The sequence below is a fragment of the Mycobacterium sp. ACS1612 genome (assembly GCF_001667505.1).
In the GTDB taxonomy this organism is placed as follows: Bacteria; Actinomycetota; Actinomycetes; order Mycobacteriales; family Mycobacteriaceae; genus Mycobacterium.
Genome location: NZ_LZHZ01000022.1, coordinates 204,040 through 214,627 on the forward strand (window position 1 = coordinate 204,040; position 10,588 = coordinate 214,627).

General features: G+C 66.0%; 10 protein-coding genes. 2 read left to right on the plus strand and 8 right to left on the minus strand.

Features of this window, described 5'->3' with window-relative positions:
- Positions 1–4: 4 nt before the first annotated feature.
- The gene (gene pyrH, locus A5724_RS09500) at positions 5–757 is read right to left on the minus strand and encodes a UMP kinase (RefSeq protein ID WP_067799761.1); all 753 of its coding nucleotides are present in this window, start codon (positions 755–757) and stop codon (positions 5–7) included.
- A gap of 90 nt (positions 758–847) precedes the next feature.
- On the minus strand, positions 848–1,531 hold the full coding sequence (locus A5724_RS09505) for a class I SAM-dependent methyltransferase (protein WP_067799763.1): 684 nt from the start codon (positions 1,529–1,531) through the stop codon (positions 848–850).
- Between the two features lie 45 nt (positions 1,532–1,576).
- On the opposite strand from A5724_RS09505, the gene A5724_RS09510 reads away from it, so the two are divergent.
- Together A5724_RS09510 and A5724_RS09515 are read left to right on the plus strand one after the other, a co-directional pair.
- Positions 1,577–2,008, plus strand: a complete 432-nt coding sequence (locus tag A5724_RS09510) for a MarR family winged helix-turn-helix transcriptional regulator (RefSeq protein WP_369830618.1) — start codon at positions 1,577–1,579, stop codon at positions 2,006–2,008.
- A 7-nt stretch (positions 2,009–2,015) separates the two neighbouring features.
- Positions 2,016–2,966: a D-glycerate dehydrogenase gene (locus tag A5724_RS09515; protein ID WP_067799769.1), complete on the plus strand. Its 951-nt coding sequence runs from the start codon at positions 2,016–2,018 to the stop codon at positions 2,964–2,966.
- On the opposite strand, the gene A5724_RS09520 is transcribed toward A5724_RS09515, so the two are convergent.
- The 6 genes from A5724_RS09520 to A5724_RS09545 form a co-directional block, all read right to left on the minus strand.
- Entirely contained in the window at positions 2,963–4,939 is a 1,977-nt protein-coding gene (locus tag A5724_RS09520) for a primary-amine oxidase (protein ID WP_067799774.1), read from the minus strand. The two genes, A5724_RS09515 and A5724_RS09520, sit on opposite strands and share 4 nt — an antisense overlap.
- Positions 4,936–6,432 (minus strand): APC family permease, encoded by a 1,497-nt coding sequence (locus A5724_RS09525; protein ID WP_067799778.1) that lies wholly within the window; start codon positions 6,430–6,432, stop codon positions 4,936–4,938. The genes A5724_RS09520 and A5724_RS09525 overlap by 4 nt, the downstream gene beginning before the upstream one ends.
- A gap of 26 nt (positions 6,433–6,458) precedes the next feature.
- On the minus strand, positions 6,459–7,181 hold the full coding sequence (locus tag A5724_RS09530) for an ABC transporter ATP-binding protein (RefSeq protein WP_067799781.1): 723 nt from the start codon (positions 7,179–7,181) through the stop codon (positions 6,459–6,461).
- A 2-nt stretch (positions 7,182–7,183) separates the two neighbouring features.
- The gene (locus tag A5724_RS09535; protein ID WP_067799784.1) at positions 7,184–7,750 is read right to left on the minus strand and encodes an ABC transporter permease; all 567 of its coding nucleotides are present in this window, start codon (positions 7,748–7,750) and stop codon (positions 7,184–7,186) included.
- On the minus strand, positions 7,750–8,904 hold the full coding sequence (locus tag A5724_RS09540; protein ID WP_082964937.1) for an ABC transporter permease: 1,155 nt from the start codon (positions 8,902–8,904) through the stop codon (positions 7,750–7,752). The genes A5724_RS09535 and A5724_RS09540 overlap by 1 nt, the downstream gene beginning before the upstream one ends.
- 141 nt (positions 8,905–9,045) lie before the next feature.
- A complete protein-coding gene (locus tag A5724_RS09545) occupies positions 9,046–10,452 on the minus strand; it encodes an amidase (RefSeq protein ID WP_067799788.1) in 1,407 nt (468 codons plus the stop codon).
- Positions 10,453–10,588: the final 136 nt, after the last annotated feature.

Here is a 10,588-nt window from a genome sequence, read left to right on the forward strand (position 1 = left end):
CTTGTCAGGTGGTGACCAGTGTTCCGATCTTCTCACCTGCCACCGCCCGCGCGATATTCCCGTCGGTGAGCAGGTTGAACACCAGGATCGGCATGCCGTTGTCCATGCACAGACTGAACGCGGTGGCGTCGGCGACCTTCAGGCCGCGGTCGATGACCTCGCGGTGGCTGATCGCGGTGAGCAACTGCGCGTCGGGGTCGACGCGCGGGTCCGCGGTGAAGACCCCGTCGACGGCCTTGGCCATCAGCACCACCTCCGCGCCGATCTCCAGCGCCCGCTGCGCGGCGGTGGTGTCGGTCGAGAAGTACGGCAGTCCCATGCCCGCCCCGAAGATCACCACGCGGCCCTTCTCCAGATGCCTGCGGGCCCGCAGCGGAATGTAGGGCTCGGCGACCTGCCCCATGGTGATCGCGGTCTGCACCCGCGTCGCGATGCCTTCCTTCTCCAAGAAGTCTTGCAGCGCAAGGCTGTTCATCACGGTGCCGAGCATGCCCATGTAATCGCTGCGGCTGCGCTCCATGCCGCGCTGCTGCAACTGCGCGCCGCGGAAGAAGTTGCCGCCGCCGATGACGACCGCGACTTGCACCCCGCTGCGGACCACTTCGGCGATCTGCCGGGCCACCTGGTGTACCACGTCCGGGTCAAGACCCACTTCCCCGCCGCCGAACATCTCGCCGCCGAGCTTGAGCAGCACGCGGGAGTACATCGGCCGGATCAGAGATGGTTCGTTGCCGTTGGGGCTAGTCGGGTCCGCCATCCGACTCCTTCGAAATCCTCGCTGTGATCGCACCTAATCCTGCCCCATAGCGGCCCAAAAGCCGCTATGGGGTCGGCGGCGCGTGGCGGATCAGCTTTCGGGCAGGTGTGCGGTCAACAGGTGGGCGGGCACCGACTTGCGGCCGTTGCCCTCGTCGCGGACGTCGCCGAACGGCAGCGGAGCCCCCTCGAGATTCGGCAAGTTGGCGTGGATGCGGGCGGGCCGGATCTCGTCGATCGTCCAGTACTTCGACACCACCTCGCGCAGTTCTTCCTCGGTGACCGGGTTGGCGGGACCGTCGGGCAGGCCGGCACGGTCGAACACCAGCACGAAGTACGACGCTCCCGGTGCAGCGGCGCGCACGATGGACCGCTGATAGCCCTCGCGCAACTCGACCGGAATGGAGTGGAACAGCGTCGAGTCGACGATGGTGCCGAACCGGCCGTCGTAGCCGCCGAACGCGCTGATGTCGGCGACCTCGAAGCTGGCGTTGGTCAGGCCCCGCTTGGCCGCCTCGGCCTTGGCGAGTTCGATCGCGGTCGGCGAGAGGTCCAGTCCGACCGTGGTGAAGCCGCGTTCCGCCAGATAAAGGTCGACAGCCGCCTCGCCGCAGCCGACATCCAGCACGTCTCCGTGGAATTTGCCCTGCTCGATCAGGGCCGCGATCTCCGGCTGCGGTTCGCCGATGCTCCACGGCGGCTTGGCGCCGAGCCCGAGTTCCTCGGCCTCGCCCTTGTATGCGTTTTCGAAAAGATCTTGCGTCGGTTGGGTCATGCGGCCGGTATATCAACCAGATTGATATGTGTCAATATGGTTGATATGAGTGACCACCGCGAGGACGAACCACTGGGTTATCTGCTGCACCGCGTGCTGCTTCCGTTGAAAGCGGACGTGACGGCGAGCGTCCTCGAACCGTTGAACGTGGCGTTTCCGGAGTACCTGTGCATGCGGGTGCTGTCGAAGTATCCGGGGCATTCGAACGCCGAGTTGGCCCGTGCACTGAACGTGTCGCCGCAGGCGATGAACATGGTGCTGCGCGGCCTCGAGGACCGCGGGTTGGTGGTCCGGCCGGCCAGCGTGTCGTCGGGGCGCTCGCTGCCCGCGCAACTGACCCGCGACGGGGAGCGACTGCTCGAGCGCACCGACGACGGGGTGCGCGCCGCGGAGCTTCGACTGATGACCAATCTGACCGACGAGGAACGGCGCGAGTTCAAACGCATCCTCGTCGCGCTCGGCACCGACCCGATCTAGGACGGCGATGATCTACGTTTCCCGGCTGTTGACCGACCGCGCGATGGCGCATCTGCACTCGCTCGGGTTCGACGTGCGGGTGGGCAACGAGGATCCGCCGAGCCGCGCCCAACTGGAGGCGGGCATCGCCGGAGCCGACGCCGCCGTGATCACGCTCACCGAGCGAGCGGACGCCGCGCTGTTGGCCGCTGCGGGCGACCAGTTGAAGGTCATCGCGAATGTGGCTGTGGGCTACGACAACATCGACATCGCCGCCGCACGGGCCGCCGGTGTCGTCGTCACGAACACGCCCGGCGTGCTCGATCGCGCCACCGCCGATCACACCTTCGCGCTCATCCTCGCCGCCACCCGGCGGGTGGCCGAGGGTGACCGGTTCCTGCGCTCCGGACGGTCGTGGGTGTGGGGGCCGCGCATGCTCGTCGGCCTCGACATCAGCGCCGGCGCGACGCTGGGGATCCTCGGCTACGGCCGCATCGGACGCGCGGTCGCCAAGCGTGCCAAGGCGTTCGACATGACGGTCATTGCGTCGGCGCGCAGCCGCCAACCCGGCACCGAGGAGGACGGCGTCACCTTCGTCGACAACCCGACCCTGCTGGCCGAAAGCGACGTCGTCAGCGTGCTCACCCCGTTGACCCCCCAGACGCAGCACCTGATCGACGCCGCGGCGCTGGCAGCCATGAAACCCACTGCCTACCTGATCAATACGGCCCGCGGCGGCGTGGTCGACGAAGCCGCGCTCATCGAGGCGCTCACCGCGGGCCGGATCGCGGGCGCGGCACTGGACGTCTTCGAGGGCGAACCACACGTCAACCCTGCACTGCTCGATGCGCCCAATCTCGTCGTCACGCCGCATATCGCCAGCGCCGGCGAGGCGACACGTGACGCGATGGGCATTCTGGCCGTCGACAACGCCGCAGCAGTGCTAGCGGGCAACCCGCCGCTGACCCCGGTGAATTAGCGGTGGTGGCACGCCGCAGGAGGTGACGGCGGAATGTCGAGCGCCGGGTTGCCGTCGAAGAAGCCGACGGGCTTCAGATGGAATCCGGTGTACGCACACGGCATCACCGGCCAATCCTCAGGCCGCACCACGTGATGCGCGCCTACGGTGTACCAAAGCACCACGTCGGTGTCCTCCAACGGCGCGTCGTCGGCGATGTACTGCGGGAGGCCCTGCGCATCGGGCGACTGGTACATGTAGTCGCCCGCCGCGAACTTCTCCGCCGGGTCGTAGCGGGTCACCCACAGGTTGTGCTGCACGAACCGAGCGCGGTCGTAGATAAAGGAACCTTCCTGCACCATCACCGGCACGACGTCTTGCGGCGTCAGCTTGTACGCCACCGGACTGCCTAATTCGTTGCGCTTCGACGGGTTGGTGATCTTCCAGTAGCGGCCCTTCGACCAATCCCAGTCCCGCGCCCCGTCGGCCTCCGACGCGACCAAGGTGTCACGGGTGACCCACGCGTTGTGATGCGGGTTCAGGTCCGGATCCGGTTCGGGGATCGAGTCCACCTCGTAGACACTGTTGTTCGCACCGTCGACGCTCATGTCCAGCCGGAAGCTGAAGAAGTGTTGATGATTCGGGCCGTAGATGTTGGGCGCCACCAGCTTTCCCCACCTGGGCTCCTCACCGTCCTGCACCGCACCGGTGGTCAGCACGCCGGAGAGCTTGACCTCGACCTCCATCGACGCGTCGTTGTAGAAGTACCAGAAGAATCCGTACTCGTAGTTGCCGACCGTGCAGATCATCGAGATCACCAGCCGCCGGGCGCGGCGCACCTCGACCTCACCGGTCCGGAAATCGGTGTGCTTCCAGGAGATCCCGTAGTCCTCCTCATGCATGCAGATCGCATTCGGAATCGTGACCGCGTTGCCCGACGAGTCGTTGACCGTGCCGTCGAAGTAGTAGATCTCGCCGAGGCAGTCGCAGCCGAGCGTCAACGGGTTCGCCGAGAACCCCATGCCGACCTCGCCCATGTCGAAGACGTTCTTGTTCCAGTGTGTCGGCGCGGTATCGCCATACGGCACCACCATTTCCGACAGCGACGCCCGATAGATGATCGGGCGGGTCTGACCGCGGTCGGTGTAGGTGACCTCATGCAGGGTGATGCCTTCGCGCGGGTTGAAGCCCACCCGCATTGACCACTTCTGCCACTGCACCTTCCAGCCGTCGACGGTGAAGCTGGGACCGTCGGGCTGGGTGATCTCGATGGGCTTGACGTCGTCGCGGAACTGGGTGAACGCCGGGCGGTTGTTCGCGTCGAACATGAACTTCTCGGCGTAGTTGCCCGCGGTCGGCGGCAGCGGCACCACCCCGTGATCCTCGATGTCGATCACCTTCATGGCGTCCAGGTCGAAGGTGACGATCAGGCCCTCCACCGGTCGCGCATAGCCGTGCTCGGACGGCGCGGCACGCACGAAGGTCAGCGGCCGACAGATCAGCGGCGAGTTGTCGTAGTGATCGCCTGAGCCGTAATAGCCTGCGGGCCAGGGGTCGATCATCGCCAGGCTGAAATCGGTGACACCGCGCTTGCGCATCGCCTCCTGCCACCGCGGGTCGGCCCGCACCACCTCTTCGACGCCGGTCATGTGCTCGACCAGATACGAAGGGAACCTGCCCGGCACGGCGTTCCACGAGTCGATGACCCGCGCGGTGAGATCGACGATCGCCTCGTACACCAGTTTGGCCGCGCCGTCGTACATCGTCAGGAACGCCCGCCGCGGCACTTCGACGGCGGAATCGAACGTCAGGTCCGCGGGCTTGTCCGGCTCTGCCAACTGGATCATCACGAATTTCAATGTGGACGTGGCATATTCGGAATCGGTGATCACCGCGGCTGCGGACTGGATCTCGGCGCCGGTCAACGGGTCGAGCGGATACCGGGGCGGGCAGTCGGTCGCGTCCGTGCCGGGCACGGTGCTTTCCATTGTCATTTGGCTTCGTCCTTCAGTTCCAGTACCGCCAGATGGGCCAGGGCATCTTCCTGGCTGACCTTGGCCGCCGAGCGGCGACCGAAGATGTAGACGAGCGCACCCAGGATGCACATGCCGACCGAGATGCTGCCGGTCCACATCATCCAGGTGCTGTCCGGCACATCGTGAATCCAGGACTTCGCGAACGAGTAGTACACGCCGCCGATGGTGCCGAGCGTGCCGACGATGACGGTGATCCAGACCCCGACGGTGCCGCCGGGGATACGCCAGAACAGTTCGTTGGCGTATCGATCGGCGTACTTCTTCCTGGCGATGATCACCGGGAACAGGAAGAAGAATCCGGAGATCAGCCAGACCGTGGAAAGCCCGCCCTGGATGAAGATGGTGACGTTGGCCATGCTGCTCTGCGAGTACAACCCGACCAGAATCAGCGACGACAGCACACCCTGGATCAGCACAGCGGTCACAGGGTTGCGGGTGCGCGGGTTCAGGTGGGTGAAGATGCGCGGCAGGTGGCGCTCGAGACCGGAGACGAAGATCAGCCTCGAGTAGGTGACCTGGTAGGTCATCAACGCGACAAAGATGATGCCCGCCAACACGATTGCGCAGACTTCCATCACACCCTTTGGTGCTGCGGTGCCGAGCATGCCGATAACCCCGGTGACCGGGTCGATCTGGTCACCAGGCAGCACCATCATCGTGCCCAGGGTGGTCAGCAGGTAGATCACCACCAGCGCGGCCGAACCCCACACCACCATCTTCGGGCCACTCTTGCGCACTGACAGGAACTCCGCACCCATGTTGTAGGGCGTCTCGACGCCCAGCAGGTACAGCAGCACGGTGCCGTACAGGAATCCGGCGCCCGCGAAGTCGGGCACCAGCGCGGCGTGCGCGGTGAACGGTGTCGCCGATCCGTTTTTCAGCGCGTACGTCAGGCCTGCGACGAAGATGACGAGGGTCAGCACCCCGTACACCATGAACACGACATTCATGATTCGTTGATTGGCAGCGAGTTTCGCCAACGCCAGGCCGATCACGCCCCAGAGGATGACCAACTGCAGGATGATGCTCAACGTCAGACCGAGTTGCGCGTGGAACGCCAGCAGCACGAACTGCAGGACGATCGCGGGCGACGACGCCGCGTTGAGGATCACCGGTATCCACGACAGGTAACCGCCGACGAAGCCCCAGGTTTCGCCCATGGTGCGGGTGGCCCAGATGTACACGCCGCCTTCACCGGGCCACAGGTTGCCCAGTTCGGCGACCGCCATGCCGGCGGGCACCAGGAAGGTGATGATGCCCAGTACCCACATCGGGATCGCGGTCCAACCGCCCGCCGCCATCACCGACGAACCGGTGAGCCAGCAGATGATGAACACGTAGGTGGCGACCAGGCCGAAGGTCGTCATCACCTTGGGCAGTACCTGTTCGGGAACGAGTTCGGTGGTCAGGAGCTTGTCGCGCGCCGGCGCCGCTTCCAGTTCTTGGGTCATGCGAATATCCTTCGAATGCCGTTGGGTCAGTTGACGATTTGTCCGTCTTTCATGCGGACGACACGGCTCGCTTCGTCGGCCACCGTGGGGTCGTGCGTGCTGGCGACCACGGTGACGCCCAGCGTGGAACACAGGTCGCGCAGCATGCGCACCACCGTCTCCCCGGTGCGGTGGTCCAGATTGGCAGTCGGTTCGTCGGCGAGCACCAGCGTCGGACTGCTGATGAGCGAGCGCGCGATCGCCGTGCGCTGCTGTTCGCCGCCCGACATCTTGGTCGGCTGGTGGTGCACGCGATGTCCGAGACCGACGAGTTCGAGCAGTTCGAGCGCCCGCTTGCGCAGCGACTTACGGTCATACGGCTCGAACATCAATGGCAGTTCGACGTTTTCCACCGCCGACAGGAACGGGATCAGGTTGTAGCTCTGGAAGATGAACCCGATGGTGTCGTGACGCAACGCGGCGAACTGGCTCTCGGTCAGCAGCGACGTGTCTCGACCCGCCAGCGTGACGGTGCCCTTGGTGGGCCGGTCGAGTCCGCCGATGATGTTGAGCAGCGTCGACTTCCCGCTGCCGCTCGGCCCCATCAGACAGACGAATTCTCCTGGCATGACTTTCAATTCGGCGGCCACCAGCGCGCGGACCACTTCGTCGCCGAGCTTGTGCAACTTCCACACATCCGAGATCTCGATGACGGGCGCGCGGTCCTGCCCAGCGTCGGTGGTGTCGGCGGTTTCGTCGATTGCGGTCATCGTCAGGCTCCTGCGGTCAGCGATCGGATGGGCGGCCGCGACGCGGCTCGCCAGGTGGGCACGATGCTGGTGGCCAGTGCCGCGACGACGCTCACCACGAACGCGATCGCCACGCCGAGCGTCAACCCCTCAACCGACACTCCGGTGGCCGCCAAACCGACTGCGTCGAGCAGTAACCCGGTCACCGCGGCCAGCAACGCCCCGACCGCCGCGCCGAGCACCGCCGCGATCACCGGCTCGACCAGCAACGCCGCGACGACCGGTGCGCGCGGCACACCGTTGGCACCGAGCACACCGAGTTCGCGTGTGCGATGGGCGACGGTGCGGGTGGTCGCCACCGCCACCTCGACCACACCCACCAGCAGCACGGTGACGGCGATCAGCACGACGGCGCGGCCGATCTCATCGGCGTGCCCCAGTGACGCCGACTGCGCGCGAATCCCGTCGGACATCCCGAACACGATCACCACGAGGAAGGCGCCCGTCGCCGTCGTGATGACGGGTAGTACCGTTTCGGCGATCCGCCGCCGCGCGGCCAACCACCCGTATGCCAAGCCGTGTCGCACCATCACCTGTCTCCCAACAGTGAGACGGGCCGTTGTTGCAGTAGCCGGTGCACGGGCACCAACGCGCCGACGATCGCCATCGCGGGCAGGAAGGCCGCGACCATGCCCGCGGCCTGCAGCCAGGCCGTCGGGGTGGCGATGCCGGGAATCACAAGCGCCACAGCAGCTCCCGCGCCGAGCACACCGAGCAGGTAGGCCGCCACGAACACGATGCCCGATTCGACGAGGAAGAAGTAGAGCACTTCGTCGGCCAGCCCGATGCTGGACATGATGCCGAACTCGCGCCGTCGTTCCTGCACGGCCGCCAGGAACGACGACACCGCGATGACGAAGCCGAGGCCCAACCCGATCGTCGAGATGAGGCCGAGCGTCGAACTGGTCACCTTGCCGGAGAACAGCGCGGAGAATTTCTGCTCGAATGTCAGTGGCCCGGAACCGCCCACGGTGTCGTAGATCAGGCCGCGTCCGGCCGGGTCCGGTTTGACCGAGGGGTCCGACGTCGACGGCAGACCGACCGCGTCACCGAAGGTCTGTCCGAGGTCGCGCCGCTTCTCGTCGCCGGGCGGGACGACGATCGTCCACCAGGCGTTGTCACCGACCACCGACCGGGCGAGCGGCGTCGCCACGGTCACTGACTGCCCGCCGCCTTCGACGCCGACGACCAGATTCCGCCCGCCGACGACCACCCGGTCGCCTGGCTGCAGATCCAGTCGATCGGCCACTGCCGTGCCGAATCTCGCTTGATCACTGGGTATTTCGTCGTTGCCCCGCAGCGACACCGTGCTGCCGTTGATCTCGGTGACCCCGGAGATGACCCGGGCCGCGGTCCATCCCGGCGGCACGGTGATGGCGGGCGCGGCGCCGTCGGCGACCAGAGCCTGCGCGTTGCTGTCATAGTGGATGCCCGCGGCGGGCACCGCCCACAATTGAGCACCGTTCAACACGTCGGTCACCGAATCTGCCCCGGTGATCGCGAAACTGGCCGAGATGGTGCGGACCACCGTCACGCAGGCGATCGCCAGCGCGATGCCGAGCACGGCAAGCGCGAACCGTTCGGGCCTGCGACGGATGTTGGCCAACGCGAACCGGACGAGGCACACGAATGTGTTACCGGGGGCGGTGGCGATCGCCGGTGAACCGACCTGGATGGTCTCCACAGCAGGGATCGTCGGGCCGAAAAGTTTCACCCGAAGCTACGCAGAATGTCCACAGCGTTAAGACAGCCGCGTTGTCGTTACGGCGTTATTGCGCCGTCAGGGCCGCCCTCATTGAAACCCTGATCGAGGATGTATCGCGGGTCATGACTGGATTCTGGCCCAGGGCCGCGCCTCCTCGAGCTCATATGCCAGTTCCAGCAGCCGGGATTCTCCGCCCCAAACCGTCGACAGCATCATGCCGACGGGCATGCCCGACGCGGATTCGCCGAGCGGCAGCGAGATCGCGGGATCGCCGGTGGCGTTCTGCAACGGGGTGAACGCCACCCATTCCAGAAGCCGGTCCATGATCTGGTCGTAGTCGGCGGTGGGGTCGAGGTAGCCGACGGGCGGGGTGTCCTCGGCCAGCGTCGGCATCAGCACCACGTCGAACTCGCCGGACAGCCGCTGGGTGAGCCGACGGGACCGAGCCAACCGCGCGATCGCCAACGGAACCTTGTGCAGATTCCTGGCCGCCAGGCGGTCCAGGCCGAGCGTCAGGTTGTCCAGCTTGCTGCGGTCGAAGCTGGGGCCGAACATCCGCCGTCCGCCTCGGACAATGGAGAACGCCAGAAACGCCCAGTACGTGAGGAATTCGTCCTTGAAGCGGTCAGGTACCGGGTTGTCGATCTCGGTGAGAGTGTGCCCGAGTTCCTCCAGCAGCGACGCCGTCTTCAACGTCAGTTCGCGTATCTCGGGACTGGCGTCTCGCACAATCGATTTCGTGCAGAACGCGATGCGCAGCCGCTGCGTGCCAGGTCCGGTAATATCGCCGATCGCAGGCAACTTGGGGTTGCGATAGATGCGTTCGGCCTCGCGCAGGAATGCCGCGGTGTCGCGCACCGAGCGGGTCACCACCCCGTTCGCGACGAGGTGCAGCGGCATCTTGGCGGTCTCCTTGTCCAGCGGCAGCCGCCCGCGTGTCGGTTTGAGGCCAACTAATCCGTTGCAGGACGCCGGGATTCGGATGGAGCCGCCGCCGTCGTTCGCGTGCGCCATCGGCACCACGCCCGCCGCCACGAACGCCGCCGATCCCGACGACGAGGCGCCGGCGGTGCGCTCCGGGTTCCACGGATTGCGCACCGGACCGATGCGCGGATGCTCGGCGGCCCCACTGAAGCCGAACTCCGACATCTGCGTCTTACCCAGCGGGACAAGGCCGGTGCCCAGGAACAGCTTCGCCCATGCACCGTTTGCGGGCAGCGGGCGCGGCTCCCAAGCGTCGGAGCCCTGCATCGTCGGCATACCCTCGACGGCCACGTTGTCCTTGATGAACGACGGCACGCCGTCGAAGTAGCCGCCGTGCGGTCGCCGCGCGTCGGCCCTGGCCCGCGCCCGGTCGTAGGCCTCGAACGCCAGCCCGTTCAAGGTCGGGTTGACGGCCTCGGTGCGGGCGATCGCGGCCTCGACCAACTCCCTGCGCGACACCTCGCCTGCCCGCAGTTTCTCGACAAGTCCGACGGCGTCATGGTCGCCAAGGGCGTCGTCGCCAAAGGCATGCATGCGATTCATGCCCAGACGGTACCAAGTCGTACCGCGCCTGTGGTCACCGATGCAGAAGGCCCCCGGGATGAAGTGGTCCCCGGAAGTTGGACCGAGAAATTTGGTTCCTTCTTCTGGGGAGTACTTTTTTGCATCCGTGTAGTTC

Bases quoted from the DNA above. Each gene is read 5' to 3' on its own strand.
- pyrH (WP_067799761.1), bottom strand. From the start codon at position 757: ATGGCGGACCCGACTAGCCCCAACGGCAACGAACCATCTCTGATCCGG.
- A5724_RS09505 (WP_067799763.1), bottom strand. From the start codon at position 1,531: ATGACCCAACCGACGCAAGATCTTTTCGAAAACGCATACAAGGGCGAG.
- A5724_RS09510 (WP_369830618.1), top strand. From the start codon at position 1,577: ATGAGTGACCACCGCGAGGACGAACCACTGGGTTATCTGCTGCACCGC.
- A5724_RS09515 (WP_067799769.1), top strand. From the start codon at position 2,016: ATGATCTACGTTTCCCGGCTGTTGACCGACCGCGCGATGGCGCATCTG.
- A5724_RS09520 (WP_067799774.1), bottom strand. From the start codon at position 4,939: ATGACAATGGAAAGCACCGTGCCCGGCACGGACGCGACCGACTGCCCG.
- A5724_RS09525 (WP_067799778.1), bottom strand. From the start codon at position 6,432: ATGACCCAAGAACTGGAAGCGGCGCCGGCGCGCGACAAGCTCCTGACC.
- A5724_RS09530 (WP_067799781.1), bottom strand. From the start codon at position 7,181: ATGACCGCAATCGACGAAACCGCCGACACCACCGACGCTGGGCAGGAC.
- A5724_RS09535 (WP_067799784.1), bottom strand. From the start codon at position 7,750: ATGGTGCGACACGGCTTGGCATACGGGTGGTTGGCCGCGCGGCGGCGG.
- A5724_RS09545 (WP_067799788.1), bottom strand. From the start codon at position 10,452: ATGAATCGCATGCATGCCTTTGGCGACGACGCCCTTGGCGACCATGAC.